Origin of the sequence: Alloalcanivorax profundimaris (assembly GCF_015265435.1) — a bacterium.
GTDB classification, from domain to species: domain Bacteria; phylum Pseudomonadota; class Gammaproteobacteria; order Pseudomonadales; family Alcanivoracaceae; genus Alloalcanivorax; species Alloalcanivorax profundimaris.
The window spans coordinates 346,408-364,764 of sequence record NZ_JABJWH010000036.1 but is presented as its reverse complement, the minus strand read 5'-3'; the positions used below and the strand labels follow the sequence as shown (position 1 = coordinate 364,764).

At 67.0% G+C, this 18,357-nt stretch carries 16 protein-coding genes; 4 read left to right on the top strand and 12 right to left on the bottom strand.

The genetic code is table 11. The annotated features are described in order from the left end of the window. Positions 1-25 precede the first annotated feature (25 nt). The 3 genes from HMJ39_RS16335 to serA all read right to left on the bottom strand — a co-directional run bounded on the left by HMJ39_RS16335 (position 26) and on the right by serA (position 3,107). A complete protein-coding gene (locus HMJ39_RS16335) occupies positions 26-415 on the bottom strand; it encodes a YcfL family protein (RefSeq protein WP_161382708.1) in 390 nt (129 codons plus the stop codon). Then, the gene (locus HMJ39_RS16330) at positions 412-1,776 is read right to left on the bottom strand and encodes a COG3014 family protein (protein WP_228462412.1); all 1,365 of its coding nucleotides are present in this window, start codon (positions 1,774-1,776) and stop codon (positions 412-414) included. Before HMJ39_RS16330 ends, HMJ39_RS16335 begins: the two co-directional genes overlap by 4 nt. A gap of 101 nt (positions 1,777-1,877) precedes the next feature. Beyond that, a complete protein-coding gene (gene serA / locus HMJ39_RS16325) occupies positions 1,878-3,107 on the bottom strand; it encodes a phosphoglycerate dehydrogenase (RefSeq protein WP_161382709.1) in 1,230 nt (409 codons plus the stop codon). A 115-nt stretch (positions 3,108-3,222) separates the two neighbouring features. On the opposite strand from serA, the gene HMJ39_RS16320 reads away from it, so the two are divergent. Both HMJ39_RS16320 and HMJ39_RS16315 read left to right on the top strand, forming a co-directional pair. Beyond that, positions 3,223-4,617 carry an FAD-binding oxidoreductase gene (locus tag HMJ39_RS16320; protein WP_194298102.1) on the top strand — a complete coding sequence of 465 codons (1,395 nt, stop codon included), beginning with the start codon at positions 3,223-3,225 and terminating at the stop codon, positions 4,615-4,617. Continuing rightward, on the top strand, positions 4,610-5,290 hold the full coding sequence (locus HMJ39_RS16315) for a fumarylacetoacetate hydrolase family protein (RefSeq protein ID WP_194298101.1): 681 nt from the start codon (positions 4,610-4,612) through the stop codon (positions 5,288-5,290). Before HMJ39_RS16320 ends, HMJ39_RS16315 begins: the two co-directional genes overlap by 8 nt. 44 nt (positions 5,291-5,334) lie before the next feature. On the opposite strand, the gene rloA3 is transcribed toward HMJ39_RS16315, so the two are convergent. The 6 genes from rloA3 to HMJ39_RS16285 all read right to left on the bottom strand — a co-directional run bounded on the left by rloA3 (position 5,335) and on the right by HMJ39_RS16285 (position 10,569). Beyond that, entirely contained in the window at positions 5,335-5,889 is a 555-nt protein-coding gene (gene rloA3, locus HMJ39_RS16310; protein WP_194298100.1) for a retropepsin-like aspartic peptidase RloA3, read from the bottom strand. Between the two features lie 45 nt (positions 5,890-5,934). Beyond that, positions 5,935-7,806 carry an MFS transporter gene (locus tag HMJ39_RS16305; protein ID WP_194298099.1) on the bottom strand — a complete coding sequence of 624 codons (1,872 nt, stop codon included), beginning with the start codon at positions 7,804-7,806 and terminating at the stop codon, positions 5,935-5,937. Continuing rightward, positions 7,803-8,447 carry a TetR/AcrR family transcriptional regulator gene (locus HMJ39_RS16300; protein WP_194298098.1) on the bottom strand — a complete coding sequence of 215 codons (645 nt, stop codon included), beginning with the start codon at positions 8,445-8,447 and terminating at the stop codon, positions 7,803-7,805. Before HMJ39_RS16300 ends, HMJ39_RS16305 begins: the two co-directional genes overlap by 4 nt. Positions 8,448-8,535: 88 nt before the next feature. Then, the gene (locus tag HMJ39_RS16295; protein ID WP_194298097.1) at positions 8,536-9,153 is read right to left on the bottom strand and encodes an acyltransferase; all 618 of its coding nucleotides are present in this window, start codon (positions 9,151-9,153) and stop codon (positions 8,536-8,538) included. Between the two features lie 50 nt (positions 9,154-9,203). Further along, positions 9,204-9,926: a glutamine amidotransferase gene (locus tag HMJ39_RS16290; RefSeq protein ID WP_194298096.1), complete on the bottom strand. Its 723-nt coding sequence runs from the start codon at positions 9,924-9,926 to the stop codon at positions 9,204-9,206. An 82-nt stretch (positions 9,927-10,008) separates the two neighbouring features. Continuing rightward, the gene (locus HMJ39_RS16285; protein WP_161382983.1) at positions 10,009-10,569 is read right to left on the bottom strand and encodes a DNA-3-methyladenine glycosylase I; all 561 of its coding nucleotides are present in this window, start codon (positions 10,567-10,569) and stop codon (positions 10,009-10,011) included. A gap of 93 nt (positions 10,570-10,662) precedes the next feature. Here HMJ39_RS16285 and glyQ point away from each other — a divergent pair, with 93 nt between their 5' ends. Further along, entirely contained in the window at positions 10,663-11,646 is a 984-nt protein-coding gene (glyQ, locus tag HMJ39_RS16280; RefSeq protein ID WP_194298095.1) for a glycine--tRNA ligase subunit alpha, read from the top strand. Further along, positions 11,643-13,721, top strand: a complete 2,079-nt coding sequence (gene glyS, locus HMJ39_RS16275) for a glycine--tRNA ligase subunit beta (RefSeq protein WP_194298094.1) — start codon at positions 11,643-11,645, stop codon at positions 13,719-13,721. The genes glyQ and glyS overlap by 4 nt, the downstream gene beginning before the upstream one ends. 23 nt (positions 13,722-13,744) lie before the next feature. Here glyS and HMJ39_RS16270 read toward each other — a convergent pair whose 3' ends face one another. From HMJ39_RS16270 to HMJ39_RS16260, 3 genes are read right to left on the bottom strand one after another with little or no spacing between them, the layout of a single operon-like run. Further along, positions 13,745-16,213, bottom strand: coding sequence for a branched-chain amino acid ABC transporter ATP-binding protein/permease (locus HMJ39_RS16270; protein ID WP_194298093.1), 2,469 nt, complete (start codon positions 16,211-16,213; stop codon positions 13,745-13,747). After that, positions 16,210-17,094, bottom strand: a complete 885-nt coding sequence (locus HMJ39_RS16265) for a branched-chain amino acid ABC transporter permease (protein ID WP_194298092.1) — start codon at positions 17,092-17,094, stop codon at positions 16,210-16,212. Before HMJ39_RS16265 ends, HMJ39_RS16270 begins: the two co-directional genes overlap by 4 nt. 15 nt (positions 17,095-17,109) lie before the next feature. After that, positions 17,110-18,309, bottom strand: coding sequence for an ABC transporter substrate-binding protein (locus tag HMJ39_RS16260; RefSeq protein ID WP_194298091.1), 1,200 nt, complete (start codon positions 18,307-18,309; stop codon positions 17,110-17,112). Positions 18,310-18,357: the final 48 nt, after the last annotated feature.

Sequence of the window (18,357 nt, the reverse complement as noted above, 5' to 3'; positions counted from 1 at the left end):
CTCCTTATTCAATGGGGCGGGGCGTTTATTCACGCACCCAGATTTCATAGCGCACGGCGCTGGGGTTGGGGGCCACCGCCTGGACGTTGCTCTGGCTGCGACCGGCCATCACCAGTTGCCGCCAGGGCTGGGATTCCGGCGCCACCTCGAAGCCGTCCCGGTCGAACCATTTGATCTTGTACTGGAAGTCCAGTTCAAACTTCCAGCCGTTTTCCAGGGTGGCCTGCACGTAGAGCAGGTCGCCCACGGTTTTTTCCCGCAGGGCTTCCACCGCCAGGCGGTTGGCCAGCAGGGAATTGTTGGAGTGCAGCGCCACCTCGCCCTCGTCGCCGGGGCGGGCCAGGTTGGACGCCGAGCAACCGGCCAGGAAGGCCGCCAGCAACAGGGCGCACAGCGGGTGAAGAATGGCTTTCATAGGGATCCCTCCTGAACGGGTAATACGCGGGTAACAAGACCGTCGGGCAGCGCCACCACATGAATCACGGTGAGTCCGCGTTCCACCACGGGCACCGTCAAACTAGCACCGCCCCCGGGCGTGCTCAACTGGAGACGGTGCTCACCGGGCGGCAACATCAGACGGGCGGCCTGACCGTAGGCCGGCAGGCTCAGCCAGCCGCGCAGATCGGCACGCTCGCTGACCAGATTGAACAGCTGCGTGAGAAAGGCGCCCAGCGGGCCGAAGTCGTCGTTGGCCTTCTTCTGCAGATTGTACTTGCCGGTGGCGCGCAGGGTCTGGCGCACCAGCATGCCGGGCACCTGTTCGCGCAGATGGCGGGCGGCCAGCCCGCCCACGTCGGTGAGCACGCCGGTGGCGGCCTGCTGGCCGTCCTCGGCGCGCACCGTGAGCGGCCGGGGCAGCGGCTTGTCGCCGGCGGAGTAAGTGGGGAAGGCCACCGCGAAAATGCCATGGGGAGTGGGAATCGGCAGGCTGACTTCCCGGCGCGGCGGCACATAGCCCTGCTCGTAGAGCACCGCCACCAGGCCCCGGTCACGGGGGTAGCGGCCATCCAGGGCCCGGGACACCCGCGCCACGTCCTCCTTGATCCAGTCCGCGTCCGGATGGATTTCCAGGGCTTTCTTGTAGTCCACCAGGGCGTCGTTGTACTCGCCGTGGGCTTCCCAGAACAGGGCGGAGAGATAGAAGGTCCAGGCGTTCTGGAAGCTCGCCTTGACCTCGCCGGCGGCGGCGTTGAGCCCGGCGAAATAACCGTCGAACTGGCCGGGATCAATGCTCTGCTGGTCCGCTTCCCGCTCCGCCTCGGCGATTTCCCGCTGGCGGCGGTTGGCCGCCACCCGCTGCTCCTCGGCGGCGGCGCGCAGTTCCACGGCGGCGCCGGTGACGTCGTTGTCGCGCCAGTAATTCAAGGCCTGGTAGGCGTGGGCGTAGATGCGTTCGTAGTCCGGCGCCACGTAGGGGCGGGCGTTGTCGTTGACCATCAGGGCGCCGGCGGTGGTGACCAGGCCGGTGGCGCGCAGCCGCGCCGCCTCGTCGGTTTCCCGGTAGTGGTCGAAGGCGCGGCGGAAGGCGGTCAGGCTGGAGTCGGTGTCGCCGTCCAGCTGCGTCACCCGGCCCAGTTCCTGGAGATAGAGCACGCCGTCGGCGCCGGCGGCGCCCTTGTCGAGCACCGAGGGCGGCGGCGCCCCGGCGGCCAGGCCGCTTTTCCACTGGCGCGCCTGGTCCGGGTAGGGCTGGAACAGCGAGCGGGTGGCGCAGCCGGACAGCAGCGCCGCGCCCAGCAGGCAAAGCAGCGTGTTGCGAGTGAACAACCAGATCAAGGGCGAAACATCCTCTATCCCCCGGGCGACATCCAGACATAAAAAAACCGGAGTGGGCAAAGTAGCCCGACTCCGGTTTTGTGTCGAGACGAGGCCGACTCCTAGAACAGCACGCGGGTGCGAATGGTGCCGTCGATGGTGCGCAGCTTGTCCAGGGCCAGCTGGCTGTACTCCTTGTTCACGTCGATCACCACGTAGCCGATGTCCTCGTTGGTCTGCAGGTACTGGCCACAGATGTTGATGCCGTTCTCGGAGAAGATGGTGTTGATCTGGGTAAGGATGCCCGGGATGTTGCGGTGGATGTGCAGCAGCCGGTGCATGTCCGGGTGGGCGGGCAGGGCCACCTCCGGGAAGTTCACCGCGCCCAGGGTGGCGCCGTTGTCGGAGTAGCGCACCAGCTTGTCGGACACCTCGGTGCCGATGTTCTGCTGCGCCTCGTGGGTGGAACCGCCGATGTGCGGGGTCAGCACCACGTTGTCGAACTCGCGCAGCGGGCTGACGAACTCGTCGTTGTTGCCCTTGGGCTCCTCCGGGAACACGTCGATGGCGGCGCCCAGCAGATGGCCGTCCTTGAGGGCGGCGGCCAGGGCGTCGATGTCCACCACCTTGCCGCGGGCGTAGTTGATCAGGTAGCTCTTGGGCTTCATGGCCCGGATCTGCTCTTCCTTCATCATCCAGCGGGTGGCGGCGGTGTCCGGCACGTGCAGGCTGACCACGTCGGCCAGGCCGAGCAGGTCGTTGAGGCTGCCCACCTGTTCCGCGTTGCCCATCGGCAGCTTGGGCACCACGTCGTAGAAGTACACCTTCATGCCCATGGCCTCGGCGAGCACCGACACCTGGGCGCCGATGTTGCCGTAGCCGACGATGCCCAGCTTCTTGCCACGGATCTCGTAGCTGTCCTTGGCGGACTTGAGCCAGCCACCCCGGTGGGCCACGGCGTTCTTCTCGGGAATGCCGCGCATCAGGTTCACGGTGTGGGCGATCACCAGCTCCGCCACCGAGCGGGTGTTGGAGTAGGGCGCGTTGAACACCGGAATGCCGCGCTTGAGGGCGGCCTTCAGATCCACCTGGTTGGTCCCGATACAGAAGCAGCCCACGCCGATCAGCTTCTCGGCGGCGGCGAACACCTCCTCGGTAAGCTGGGTACGCGAGCGGATACCGATGAAGTGGGCGTCCTTCACGGCCTCCTTGAGGTCATCGCCGGTCAGCGCGGTCGGCAGCAACTCCACGTTGTCGTAGCCGTGCGCATGCAGATTATCCACCGCGTTCTGGTGGATGCCCTCGAGCAGGAGGATGCGGATCTTGTCCTTCTCAAGAGAAGTATTGGCCATGGGTGCTCTCGGTAGCGGGTAAAAGGGGCGCGTATGGTACCATAGCGCGCCCCGGATGAGACCCATCCCGACCGTCGTTGTGCTCAAGTTGACTTGAACAAGCCTGGAGTTGCCTATGACCGCCCTGGCCCATGCCGCCCTGGACCAATTGAGCGAGCTGCTCGGAGCCCGCTGCCTCACCGACACCGACAGCGCCGAGCGCTACGGGGTCGACTGGACCAAGGTCTGGGCGCCGGCGCCCAGCGCCGTGGTGCTGCCGGAAACCGCCGAGGAGGTCCAGCAGATCGTGGAGATCGCCAACGAGCATGGCCTGCACCTGGTGCCCTCGGGCGGACGCACCGGGCTGTCGGCGGCGGCGGTGGCGGCCAACGGCGAGGTGGTGGTGGCCTTCGACCGCATGAACCGGGTGCTGGACTTCAACGAGTACGACCGGGCCGTTACCGTGCAACCCGGGGTGGTCACCCAGCAGCTCCAGGAGTTCGCCGAGCAGCAGGGCCTGTTCTACCCGGTGGATTTCGCCTCCGCCGGCTCCAGCCAGATCGGCGGCAACATCAACACCAACGCCGGTGGCATCAAGGTGATTCGCTACGGCATGACCCGGGACTGGATCACCGGCCTGAAGGTGGTCACCGGCCGGGGCGAGCTGCTGGACCTGAACAAGGGGCTGATCAAGAACGCCACCGGCTACGACCTGCGGCACCTGTTCATCGGCTCCGAGGGCACCCTGGGCTTCGTGGTGGAGGCCACCGTGAAGCTGGCCCGCCAGCCCCGGGACCTGACCGCCCTGGTGCTGGGCGCGCCGGGTTTCCGCGAGGTGATGAAGGTGCTGCACGCCTTCCAGAAGGACATCGACCTGACCGCCTTCGAGTTCTTTTCCGACAAGGCCATGGCCCATGTGCTCGAGCACGGCGTGGCGCGGCCCTTCGACACCGACTGCCCGTTCTACTGCCTGCTGGAGTTCGAGCAACTTTCCGAGCAGGTGGGCGAGCGCGCCATGGAGATCTTCGAGCACTGCGTGGAACAGGGCTGGGTACTGGACGGCGTGATGAGCCAGTCCCTGGGCCAGCTGGAGCAACTGTGGCAGCTGCGCGAGCGGATCTCCGAATCCATCGCCCCGCACACGCCCTACAAGAACGATATCTCCGTGACCATTTCCAAGGTGCCGGACTTCGTCGAGGACGTGGACAAGGTGGTGCAGGACGCCTACCCGGATTTCGAGATTGTCTGGTTCGGTCACATCGGCGACGGCAACATGCACCTGAACATTCTCAAGCCCGCGGACCTGGCCAAGGAAGAGTTCTTCCAGCGCTGCGGCGAGGTGTCCCGCTGGGTGTTCGACATCGTCGCCAAATACAACGGCTCGATCTCCGCCGAACACGGCGTGGGCATGACCAAGAAACCCTACCTGGGTTACTCCCGGAGCGAGGAGGAGATCGCCTGCATGAAGGCCATCAAGGCGGTGTTCGATCCCAACAACATCATGAATCCGGGGAAACTGTTCGATGTCTGAGGCGTACCTGCACCGCTGGATCGACGGCTCGGCCATGGACCGGCCGGTGGGCAAGATCGTGTGCGTGGGCCGCAACTACGCCGACCACGCCCGGGAGCTGGGCAACGAGGTACCGTCCCAGCCGCTGCTGTTCATGAAGGGCGCCAACGCGCTGTGCAGCCTGCACGAGCCCCTGGTGCTGCCCGAAGGGCAGGGCGAGGTGCATCACGAGGTGGAAATGGTGGTGATGATCGGCAAGCGCCTGCGCGGCGAAACCGATCTGGAAACGATCCGTTATTCCATCGCCGCCTATGGCATCGGCCTGGATCTGACCCTGCGCGACGTGCAGGCACGGCTCAAGGAAAAAGGGCAGCCCTGGGAGCGCGCCAAGGCGTTCGACGGCGCCGCGCCGGTGTCCGGTTTCGTGGATGCGCGCGGTATTTCCGTGCGCCAGAATCTGGAAGTGTCCCTGGAGATCAACGGCGAAACGCGCCAGCACGGCCACACCGGCCAGATGCTGTTTCCCACCTTCGAGCTGCTCGCCGACATCAACCGGGTGTTCACCCTGGAGCCCGGCGACCTGGTGTTCACCGGCACCCCCGCCGGGGTGGGTCCGCTGAACGACGGCGATGCCTTCACCGCGCGGCTCGGTAATATCCTGCAGGTGTTCGGCTCCGTCCAGAGCTCACCGTAGGAGCGGCTTCAGCCGCTCCTACGGGTGCCGTTTGGAGAACGGTCTCAGGCGCCGATGTCCTCGTCGGTGTTGTCTTCGTCGAATTCCTGCACCGGGCTGTTCTCGTCGCAGTCCGGCTCATGGAGGAAGGTGCTGGTCACGTCCACCACGCCCAGGTGCTGAATGGTGCGGCGACCGATCAGTACCGGATAGAGCATGTCGCTGCGGTTATCCAGACCGAACTGTTCCTCATAGACGGTGTCGCCGAAGCAAATCTTCATCAGCACCACCGGCCGGCTGTCCCGACCGCCGGCGCCACGCACGGTCAGGTCGCGATAGATCGGCCGCTCGAAGGTTTCGCTGACCATTTCGTCGTCCTTCTGGTCCTCCACCTTGACCTTGAAGCGGACCCATTCCTCGCCGTCCTTTTCGAAACGCTCCACGTTCAACGCATGCAAGGACGAGGTCAGTGCCCCGGTGTCCAGCTTGGCTTTCACGCGCGCGCCCATGGGTTCCAGGGTGGCGTTTTCCACCCAGCCGAACACGTGCTGGATTTCGGTGGTGGCCGCGGTGGCGGTCACGCTGAACAACAAGCCAAACACAATCAGAATCCGTCGCATGATCTTCCTCTATGTTTCCCGTGGTTGAGTAAGGACCGGCGCGCTTCAGGGTCGTTCCCGAAGCGCCGTCACCCGTTGCCGCAGGTCCTCGGCGTTCACCGCTTCCGGCGCCACCGGCGGGCCGGCGTTCAGGGTAATCCGCGACCAGAAACGACGCGGCAGCCGGGTCAGGGCCGGCCCGCCTTTGTGGCTGAAGAAGCTACCCCATAGACCGGAAAGTGCCATAGGAATCACCGGCACCGGCGTTTCCTTTACAATTTTTTCCACACCGCTTTTGAATTCTCCCAACTCGCCATCCCCGGTGAGGCGGCCTTCCGGGAAGATGCACACCACCTGGCCGTCCTCCAGTTCCTCGCGGATGCGGCGGAAGGCATTCTCGTATACCACCGGGTTGCGCTCCTTGCCGTCGATGGGAATGGTCTTGCCGGTACGGAAGATGTAATTCATCAGCGGCAGGTCATAGATCGGCTTGAACATGACGAACCGCACCGGCCGGCGCACCGCGCCGCCAAGCAGCAGGGCGTCCACGTAGCTGACGTGATTGCACACCAGCAGGCACGGCCCCTGGTCGGGAATATTGTCCAGGCCACGGGTCTTGATGCGATAGAGCACGTTGGTGAGCATCCACACCAGCAGCCGGATCAGGAACTCCGGCACCACCGTGTAGATGTAGGCCGCCACCAACACGTTGAGCAACGCCAGCACCAGGAAGAACTGCGGCACGGTCAGATCGAGCAGGCCCACCAGCACGATGCCGGCGGCGGCGGACGCCACCATCAGCAAGGCGTTGAGAATATTGTTGGCGGCGATGATGCGCGCCAGGTGGCGCGGGTCGGAGCGCTGCTGGATAAAGGCGAACAGCGGCACGATGTAGAAGCCACCGAACACGCCGATGCCAGCCAGATCCACCAGCACCCGCCAGCCGGACGGCTCGGCGGTGAAGGCGGCGATGCTCATTTCCACGCCCTTGGGCAGGCCCGCGTAGGAAAAGAACAGGTCGATGCCGAACAGGCTCAGCCCGATGGAGCCCAGCGGCACCAGCCCCAGTTCCACGCGGTGGCCGGACAACTTCTCGCACAGCCAGGAGCCGAAGCCGATGCCCACGGAGAACGTGCCCAGCAGCAGCGCATAGAGGCCGTCGGTACCGAGCAGGTAATCGTCCACATAGACCTTGAGCTGGGTGGTGTAGGCGGCGCCCAGGAACCAGAACCAGGAGATCCCCAGTACACTGATCCACACCGATTTCACCTCCCGGGCGTAGCCGACGATGCGCCAGGTTTCCTTCCACAGATTCCACTCCAGGCGGGTACCCGGGTCCGCCGCCGGCGCCGCCGGAATGCCCCGGGCGGCCAGATAGCCCAGCGCCGCCAGCCCCACCACCGCCACCGAGACGATCAGCGGATCGGCGGCGTCCATTTTCAGCAACACCCCGGAAATCGACCCCAGCAGAATGGCCAGGAAGGTGCCCATCTCCACCAGGGCGTTGCCGGACACCAGCTCCCGGGGGCCCAGATGCTGGGGAATGATGGAGTACTTGATGGGCCCGAAGAAGGTGGACTGCAGCCCCATCAGGAACAGCACCGCCAGCAGGAAGTAAACGCTGCTGAAGAAGAAACCGGCGGCGGCGCAGGCCATGATGGCCACCTCGGCGAGCTTGATGCGCCGCACCAGCATGGCCCGGTCGTATTTGTCCGCCACCTGGCCGGCCAGGGCGGAGAACAGGAAATAGGGCAGGATGAACAGGGCCAGGGCCACGTTGTTGAGGGTGTTCACCCCGGTGCCGGCCACCACCCCGGTGGCGATCAGCAGAATCAGCGCCTGGCGGAATACGTTGTCATTGAACGCGCCCAGGAACTGGGTAAAGAAAAACGGCCCGAAGCGCCGTTTGGTGAGCAGCGAGAAAACCCCTTCCTTCATGCCCCGTCTCCGTGCGGTGAAGCCTCGTCGGGGGACCGGTTGGTGGTCGCCGACCAGTCCGCCAGGTAATGACGCAGCAGGGAATCCACCATGGCGCGCGGATCCGCGTCGCCGGCCACGTCCAGTTTGTTGTTCGCCTGCAGCACGCAGACGCCGTGCAGGCCGCCCCACAGGGTGCGCGCGCCCAACCGCCGCTCTTCCTCCGTGGCCCAGGGCGCCAGCCGTTGAAGCTGGCGCTCCACCATCAGGAACAGGGCCCGGGTACGGCGCGCGTACCAGGCCGGCACCTCCGCGCCGTTGGCCATGCGGTGCTCGAACACCAGTTGCCAAAGCGGCGTGTGGGCCCGGGAAAGGTCGAGATAATAATGGGCCATGGCGGTCAATGCCGCCTCCGGGTTCTCCATTCCGGAGGCCGCGTCCATGCGATCAAGCAAGCCATCCAGGGTGTCCGCGTTCACATGCAGGATCAGATCGTCCAGGTTGGCGAACAGGTGGTAGAGCATGGCCGGGGCATAGCCCAGGCGGCGCGCCACCTGGCGCACGCTCAGTTTATCCAGGCCCTGCTCGGCCACCAGGGTGCGGACCGTGCCGATGGCCAGGGCCCGCAATTCCGGCTTGCTGTGTTCGTTACGGCGTGCCATGGCGCCCTCCTTGTCCAGCGGCGGGAAACGCGGCCATTATAGCCATGGTTTCTGAACACTGTTCAACAGGGTCCTGTTTCCGGATGTGTCAGGGCGGCGGGGCGCCGGGCCGGCGGCCGATGGGGCGGGCCGGGTTGCCGGCGACGATGGTCCAGGGCGGCACGTCCCGGGTCACCACCGCTCCCATGCCGACCACCGCATGGTCGCCGATGGTGACGCCGTCCACCACGCCGGCCCGCGCGCCCAGCCAGACATCCCGGCCAATACGGATGCCCCGGGAGCGCACCGGCTGCTCGCGCACCAGGGCGCCGGCGTCCAGGCCGTGGTCGAAGGCGTACAGAGTGGCGTAGGCGGCAATGCGGGTGTGGTCGCCGATCTCGATACCGGCGGCGCCCCCTTCCAGAGTGGCATGGTGGTTGATGCTGACGTGGTCGCCCAGGGTCAAAGGGCCATGGAGCACGCAGTCGGCGGCCAGCTGGGTGTGGTCGCCGATGCGGATGTCACGCCCCGGTTCGGCGAACAGGCGTGCCTGGGGTGCGACAAAACAGTGCACCCCGAAGTGCACCGTTTCCAACCTGGACCACTCCGCCTGCAGCGCCGCCTGCCAGGGCTCCGCCCAGGCCCGGTGGCGGGGCTTGAGGCGCGGGTACAGCCAGGGCATATAAGCCAGGCGCTGCTTGTGCTGGTCGCGGTAGGGGTCGGTCATGGGCATCCGGGGTCGTCTTTGACCCCGCATGCTACACCAATCGATCCGGCTCAGGCCGCCGCCGGCACCGCCCGCTCGGCGAAATGCATCAGGATCGAGGACGCCTGATGGCACTCACGCACCTTGGGCAGGGCGTCGTCCACGCGCTGGTCGGTGAGGGCGTGGCCACGCTGGGCCTGCAGGTAGGCACGGGTAACATCGGCGCTGAATTCCGGATGGAACTGGCAGCCCCAGACCCGGCTGCCGTAGCGAAACGCCTGGCAGCTGTCGTGGCCGTTGCTGGCCAGCACCTCCACGCCGGGTGGCGCCACCAGCACCGACTGGCGGTGCATCATCTGCGCCCAGGGCTGGTCCCACAGGCCGCCCAGCAGGGCGTCCGCCCGCGCCCGCGGCGACAGCCGCAGGGCCACGGTGCCCACCTCCATGCCCAGCGGATGATCATCCACCTCGCCGCCCAGGGTGCGCGCCAACAGCTGGTGGCCGAAACAAATGCCCAGCATGGGCGGCGCCTCGGCCTGGCCCAGGGCGTCCTCCAGCCAGCGCATCAGTCGCCGCATCCAGGGGGCTTCATCGGTAAGCATGGCGTGGGAACCGCTGATCACCACGCCGGCGGCCTCCGAGGGGTGCGGCAGGGGATCGCCGTCCAGGGCGTCCACCACGCGCACCGGAGTGCGCTCGCCCAGCCCCCGACCGATCCAGTCCTCGAAGTCACCATAGTGCTGGCGAAGGATCGGATAGGTGGAGCCGGTTTTCAGAATCAGTACAGGTTTCATGGGTGCCTCCATTCAACCGGTCCCCAGCAAGGGCCGTACCAGCTTCGGTGAAGGCGGCGTAAAAGCTGTTACGCAATGTGACTCAGGCCAACTCCCGGTGGCGCGGACAGCTCACCAGATGGTCGTTGACCAGGCCGGCGGCCTGCATGAAGGCATACATGATGGTGGGGCCGACGAAACGGAAGCCCCGTTTCTTCAGGTCCTTGCTCATGGCCTCGGCGGCGGGGGTGGTGACGGGCACCTCGGAGAGCGTCCGGAAGCGGTTGACCCGGGGTTCGCCGTCGACGAAGCCCCAGATCAGGGCAACCGGGTCGATGCCGGCGTCGCGCAGGTCCAGCCAGGCGCGGGCGTTGCCCACGGCGGCGCGCATCTTCAGGCGGTTGCGGATCAGGCCGGTGTCCTGGAGCAGGGCGGCCACCCGGGCGTCGTCGTAGCGGGCGATGCGCTCCGGGTCGAAGCCGTCCAGGGCACGCCGGTAATTCTCGCGCTTGCGCAGCACGGTGATCCAGCTCAGGCCCGCCTGGGCGCCTTCCAGCAACAGGAATTCGAACAGGCGGCGTTGGTCGTATTCGGGCACGCCCCATTCCTCGTCGTGGTAGGCCACATAGAGCGGGTCGGTGCCACACCAGGGGCAGCGTTCCATGGGAAGCACGGTATCACCGGCCCTTGGGGGACGCTATACTTGCCCCCCTTCAATTCAATGACTCGGCGATCGGAACGAACAACGGGATCAACCATGGCGGACCAACCGCAAGCGGACGTAAGCACATTCCAGGGCCTGATTCTGGCCCTGCAGCAATATTGGGCGGAGCAGGGCTGCGTGGTGGTGCAGCCCCTGGACATGGAAGTGGGCGCGGGGACCTTTCACCCCAGCACCTTCCTGCGCGCCATCGGCCCGGAGAACTGGAACAGCGCCTATGTGCAGCCCTCCCGGCGGCCCACCGACGGCCGCTACGGCGAGAACCCCAACCGGCTGCAGCACTATTACCAGTTCCAGGTGGTGCTCAAGCCCTCCCCGGACGACATCCAGGAGCTGTACCTGGATTCCCTGCGCCGGCTGGGCTTCGATCCGCTCACCCACGACATCCGCTTCGTCGAGGACAACTGGGAATCCCCCACCCTGGGCGCCTGGGGCCTGGGCTGGGAAATCTGGCTGGACGGCATGGAGGTGACCCAGTTCACCTACTTCCAGCAAGTCGGCGGCATCGACTGCTACCCGGTCACCGGCGAGCTGACCTACGGCCTGGAACGCCTGGCCATGTATCTGCAGGGCGTGGATTCGGTCTACGACCTGGTGTGGTCCAAGGGCCCGTCCGGCACCGTGACCTACGGTGACGTCTTCCTGCAGAACGAGGTGGAGATGTCCACCTTCAACTTTGAACACGCCAACGTGGAAGCGCTGTTCCAGCAGTTCGATCTGTTCGAAAGCGAGTCCACCAAGCTGATCGAGGCGGGGCTGCCCCTGCCGGCCTACGAATACGTGCTCAAGGCCTCCCACACCTTCAACCTGCTGGACGCGCGCAAGGCGATCTCGGTCACCGAGCGCCAGCGCTTCATCCTGCGCGTGCGCACCCTGGCCCGGGCAGTGGCCCAGGCCTACTTCGACGCGCGCCGCAAGCTGGGCTTCCCGATGGCCGACGACGACATCCGCGAGGAGGTGGAAGCACAGCTTCAACAGCAAGAGCGGAAAGCGGCCAAGAAGAAAGGGGGCAAGGCATGAGCGAACAACGGGATCTGCTGATCGAGCTGGGCACCGAGGAACTGCCGCCCAAGGCACTGCCCACCCTGAGCGCCGCCCTCACCGAGGAGCTGGTGCGTCAGCTGGACGACGCCGGCCTGGGCCATGGCGCCGTGGAAAGCTTCGCCGCGCCGCGCCGCCTGGCGGTGCTGGTCCGCGACCTGGACGCCAAACAGCCGGACCGCCAGGTGGAGCGCCTGGGCCCGGCGGTGAAGGCCGCCTTCGACGGCGACGGCAACCCCACCAAGGCCGCCGAGGGCTTCGCCGCGTCCGTGGGCCTGACCGTGGACCAGCTCGACCGCCAGCAAACCGACAAGGGCGAGCGCCTGTTCGCGCGCCTGGAGGAAACCGGCCGCGCCGCCGCCGAGCTGGTGCCGGAATTCGTCGCCCAGGCGGTGAACAAGCTGCCGATTCCCAAGCGCATGCGCTGGGGCCGCCGCAAGGTGCAGTTCGTGCGCCCGGCGCACTGGCTGGTGGCGCTGTTTGGCAAGGAAGTCATCGACTTCGAACTGCTCGACCAGCAGTCCGGTCGCGCCACCCACGGCCACCGTTTCCACGCACCCCAGGCCATCGAGCTGGCCGAGGCCGGCGACTACGCCACCCGCCTGGAACAGGACGGCAAGGTGATCGCCGACTTCGGGCGCCGCCGCGAGATGATCCGCCAGCAGGCGGAGCAAGCCGGCCGCGACGCCGGCGGCGAAGCGCGCATCGACGACGATCTGCTCGACGAGGTCACCGCCCTGGTGGAATGGCCGGTGGCCCTGGCCGGGCGCTTCGACGACGACTTCCTGCGCGTGCCCCAGGAGGCGCTGATCAGCGCCATGGAAGAGCACCAGAAATACTTCTCCGTGCTCGACGCCGACGGCAAGCTGATGCCGCGCTTCATCACCATCAGCAACATCGAATCCCGGGACCCGGCCAAGGTGGCCGCCGGCAACGAGAAAGTGATCCGCCCGCGTCTGGCGGACGCCGCTTTCTTCTACGACAACGATTGCAAGAAACCGCTGGAGCAGCACGCCCAGGGCCTGGCCCAGGTGGTGTTCCAACAACAGCTCGGCACCCTGGCGGACAAGTGCGAGCGCATCGGCGCCCTGGCCGGCGTGATCGCCAACCACATCGGCGGCGACGAACAACTGGCGCGCCGCGCCGGTGCCCTCAGCAAGGCCGACCTCAACAGCGAGATGGTCTACGAGTTCGACACCATGCAGGGCGTCATGGGCTATTACCTGGCCCGCAACGAAGGGCTGCCGGAGGAGCTGGCCGAGGCCCTGCACGAGCAGTACCTGCCGCGCTTCGCCGGCGACACCCTGCCACGAACCAAAACCGGCCAGGCGGTGTCCCTGGCGGACAAGATCGACACCCTGGTGGGCATCTTCGGCATCGGCCAGACACCCACCGGCACCAAGGACCCCTACGCGCTGCGCCGGGCCACCCTGGGCATTCTGCGCATCATCATCGAGAACGGCCTGGCCCTGGATCTGCGCGAACTGCTGGAACAGGCCGCCGCCCGGTTGGAAGGGCGCATCGACGCCGCCCGGGTGGACGAGGCCTTCGATTTCGTGAAGGGCCGCTACCGGGCCATGTACCAGGAGCAGGGCATCGCCACGCCGGTGATCCAGTCGGTGCTGGCCCTCGACGACGCCTGCCGCAAGCCACTGGACTTCGACCGCCGGGTGAAAGCGGTGGCCGCCTTCCAGCAGCGCGAGGAAGCCGCCGCCCTGGCCGCCGCCAACAAGCGGGTCTCCAATATTCTCGCCAAGCTGGAGGAAGCGCCGCCGGAGGAAATCGACGGTGCTCTGCTGGAAGATGAAGCGGAACAGACCCTCACCGATCTGGTGGTGAACGCCTACGAACGCAGCGAGCCGCTGCTGGAGGAAGGCAACTACGAGGCGGTGCTGGCGCTGCTGGCCGAGCTGCGCGAACCGGTGGACGCCTTCTTCGACACCGTCATGGTGATGGCCGAGGACCCGGCGGTGCGCGGCAACCGCCTGGCCCTGCTCAGCTTCCTGCGCGATCTGTTCCTGAACGTGGCCGATATCAGCCTGCTGCAGGAGTAGCGGCGCCCGGGCGGCGCTCCGCTTCAGCCGGCGCCCAGGTAGGCGTCGGCCAGTTCCGGGCTGTCGGCGATTTCCTTGGCGGTGCCCTCCGCCATGACCCGGCCGCCTTCGATGACGTAGGCGCGGTCCGCCAGGGACAGCGCCAACGCCGCCATCTGATCCACCAGCACAATGGTCATGTCCTCCCGGCGCAGCCGATCCAACGCCGTGAACAGCTCGTCGATGATCTTCGGCGCCAGGCCCAGGGAGGGCTCATCCAGCAGCAGCACCCGGGGCCGGCTCATCAGGCCGCGGGCCACCGCCAGCATTTGCTGCTCGCCGCCGGACAGCAAACCAGCACGCTGATGACGCCGCTCGCGCAGACGCGGGAAGCGCTCGAACATTTCCTCCAGACGCGTCTCCCGATCGCCGGGGCAAAGAAACGCCCCCAGGCGGATGTTGTCCTGCACCGACAGCTCCGGAAACACCTGCCGGCCCTCCGGCACCAGCACCAGACCCTGGCGCACGATGGCCTCGGCGGGCATTTTTTCCAGCGCCCGACCGTCCAGGTGCACGCCGCCAGCCTGCACCGGATGGAGGCCGGCCAGGGCGCGCATCAGCGTGGACTTGCCGGCGCCGTTGGCGCCCAGCAGCGCCACCATTTCCCCTTGCCGCACCTTCAGGCTCACCTCGTGGAGCACCGGCTCGGCGCCATAGCCGGCCACCAGCCGGTTGACGCCCAGCCATTCCGAACCCCGCCGCGCGGGGCGCTCCGCCACCGGCCGCGCCTGATCCAGGTCCTCGCCCAGATAGGCGCGGCGCACCGCCGGATCGGCGCGCACCGTTTCCGGCTCGCCGGCGGCCAGCAGGCGGCCGGTGTCCAGCACCACCACCTGGTCGGACACCTTCATCACCAGGTCCATGTCGTGCTCCACCACCATCACCGCCACGCCGGCGTCGGCGATGGCGCGCAGCAGGTCGGCGAGGCGGTCGGTGTCCTCCCGGGACAGGCCCGCCGCCGGCTCGTCCAGCAGCAGGGCATCCGGATCCGTGGCCAGGGCCCGGGCGATTTCCACCAGCCGCCGGTCCACGTGGGGCAACTGGCTGGCGGGAGTATCCAGGGCGCCCCGGTAGCCACAGAACGCCAGCAACGCCGCCGCCCGGTCCCGGGCCGCCCGGGACAGAAAGCGGCGCGCGCCGAGCAGGCCGCCCAACTTGCCCCGGCAGGCGGCCAGGGCCACGTTGTCCGCCACCGTCAGGGTGTCGAACAGCTGCGAGGTCTGGTAGGTGCGCGCCACCCCGTGGCGGGCGATGCGGAAAGCGCGGCCCGCCGCCAGGGTCCGTTCGCCCAGGGCGAAGCGGCCTTCGGTGGGCGGATAGAAGCCGCTGACCATGTTCAGCACCGTGGTCTTGCCGGCGCCGTTGGGGCCGATCAGGCTGGTGACCGCCCCCGGCGGCACCGACATTGAGAGGTCATCCACCGCGCGCACGCCACCGAAGCGCATGGTCAGCCGGTCCAGCCCGAGGCCCTGGCGGGCGCGGGCCGTCAGGGCCTCGCCGGCGCCAACGGGCACCGCGCCCGCCGTGGACCGGGGCCGGCGCAGGCTCGCCACCAGTCCCATCAGGCCGTTGGGGGCCACCAGCAGCACCACCAGCAACAGGCCGCCGAAGAACAGCAGCCGGTAGGCTTCCAGGGTGGCCAGCAGTTCCGGCAGCAGGCCCAGGATCACCGCGCCCAGCACCGGGCCGATCACCGAGCCGGCGCCGCCGACCACCACCACCAGCACGAACAGAATCGACTGCATGAAACTGAAGGTATCCGGAGTGACGAAGCCGGACAGGGGCGCGAACAGGCCACCCGCCAGACCGGCCAGGCCCGCCGACACCATGAAAGCCACGGTCTTGATCACCAGGGGGCCCAGACCCACGGATTCGGCGGCGGTTTCGCTGTCCTTCACCGCGCGCATGGCCGCGCCCCAGGTCCCCCGGGCCAGCAGCGCGTAGCCCACCAGGGTCACCGCCAGCGTCAGCAGGGCGATCACCGCCACGGTCTGCTCGATGCTCCAGTTCGCCGCCAGGGTGGGCGCGGCGATGCCCATGATGCCGTTTTGCCCGCCGGTGAGCGCTTCCATCTCGATCACCGCGTGCTGAACGATAAAGCTGAAGGCGATGGTGATCATCGCCAGATAGGGGCCTTTCACCCGCAGCGCCGGCAGCGCCAGCAGCAGCCCGGCCAGGGTGGCGACCAGGGCGCCGGCCAGCCACGCCGGCCAGAACGACCAGCCCGCCTGACTGGTGAGAATGGCCACGGTGTAGGCGCCGATGGCGTAGAAGCCCACGTGGCCGAAGGAAATCTGGCCGGTGAGACCGATCAGCACGTTCAGGCCCACCCCGACGATGGCGATCAAGGCCACGTTGGCGAGCACATAGACGTAGTAGCTGTTGAGGGTAAAGACCATGACCAGGGCGGCGGCCAGCACCGCCAGGCCGGCCGGAATCGACAGGCGCCTCATACTTTCTTCACCTCCGCGCGGCCGAACAGGCCGTTGGGACGCAGGGCCAGGGCCACGATCACCAGGGCGAAGGTAATGATGTGGGTATAGCCGGAGCCCAGGGCCACGGTGATGCCGCTTTCCGCCAGGCCGAACAGCAGGCCGGCGATCATCACGCCCCAGGCGCTGGTGATGCCGCCCAGGATAGCCACGGAAAAGGCTTTCAAGCCGAACAGGGTGCCCATGTCCGCGTTCACGTTGGCGAGCGGCGCGATCAGCATGCCGGCGACGCCGGCCAGCACCGTGGACAGGGCGAAAGCACCGGCCACCGCGCGGCCGATGGGAATGCCCATCAAACGCGCCGCGTCCCGGTTCTGGCTGGTGGCCAGCAGCGCCGTGCCCCAACGGGTGCGCCGCGCCACCAGATGCAGGGCGGCGGCCAGCGCCAGCCCCACCAGTGGAATGATCAATTGCAGGGGATACACGCCCAGGCCCTGGCCGCTCACTTCCACCGGCGACACCGCCAGGGAAGAGGGCAGGCTGCGCGGCTCCTTGCCGAAGGTGTGCATCACCAGGTTATCCAGGACGATCCCCAGGGCCACCGTGGACATCAGCCAGGCGTCGGAACCGCGCCGCACGAAGGGCCGCACCGCCAGCCGTTCCACCAGCAGGCCGTACAGCCCGCACAGCGCCAGCGCCGCCGGCACCGCCAGCCACAGTGACCAGTCCAGGGTCTGGGCGAAGGTGAAGCAGAGCACCGCGCCCAGCATCATGGAGCTGCCCTGGGCGAAGTTCACCGTTCCCGACACCGCGAAGGTGATGTAGAAGCCCAGTGCCATGAGGCCGTACATGCTGCCCATGCCGAGACCACTGATCAGCGCCGAAATCAGCTGAGTGTCCATGGATAACCCGTTCCGTCAGTCGTTCAGTTCAACCGGCACGATGCGGTTGTCGATGAATTGCGCCCACACGTAATCGTCCGGCCCCAGAGCGTCGTGCTGTTGCGGGGAGAACGGCGTCTCATAGGTCTTGATCAGGCCCGGGTAACTGTCGATGGCGAAGAAGCCTTCGCGGATCGCCGGGCCGTCGGTGGAACCGGCGTTCTCGATCGCCAAGGCGGTGAGGTGCATGGCGTCATAGGCGTTGGCCACGCCCACCGCCGGGGTGATGTCCTCGGGGCCGTCCACGTCGTCGTATTTGGCCTTGAGCGCGGCGATCAGCTTTTCGCCCACCGGCGACTGCTCGCCGAAGAAGCTGTAGGTCTGCACGAAGTGGACTTTTTCCGCGCCGGGACCGGCCAGCTCGGTGAAGCGACCGCCGGCGGGGCCCCAGTGGGACACGATGGGCACGCCCCAGCCCATGCGGCGCAGGGATTTCACCACCTGGGCGGAGGGGCCCACGTTGCCGACCATGGCGATGGTGTCGGCGCCGGCGTCACGCAGCCGGGTGAGCTGGGGCACCACGTCGATGGCGTCGCCGTCGAATTTCTCGCTGGCCACCGGCGCCATGCCTTTCTCGTCCAGGGCCACCACCAGCCCTTTCTGGTTGGATTCGCCCCAGGGGTTGTTGATCATCATCAGGCCGAATTTCTCGGAGCCGAAGTTCTCTTGGGCGTAGGCCACCATGGCCTTGTCCACCAGCTCATCCATGGCGGAAACCCGGAACACGAAGTTGGGATCGGCGCCGTTCTTGGTGATCGGCGTGCCCGCCGCCCAGGGCCCCACGAAGGGCACCCTGGCCTGGTTGGCCAGCGGCACGATGGCCAGGGACACCGGCGTGTCCAGGCCGCCGAACAGCACCGCCACCTTCTCCTTGTGGATCAGTTCCCGGGCCGCCACCACGCCCTTGGCCGGGTTGGCCTCGTCGTCGCGGCGCACCAGCACCAGCTCCCGACCGTCGAGCAGGCCGCCGTCGGCGTTGATTTCGTCAATGGCGGTTTGCAGACCGCGGGTAATAGCCTCGCCGGCCAGAGCGGATTGGCCGGACAAGGCGGTGATCAGGCCGATCTTGATCGGCTCCGCCGCCATGGCGCGCCAGGGCAGCGTGGCCAGCAGCGCGGTGAGCACGGCGGCCAGCAAACCTTTGTGAATACGTAACCCTTTGTCGGTACACAACATGGGATTCCCCCTTTCGTGAATGGGATGGATCGGGCGTTCGCCCCGAAT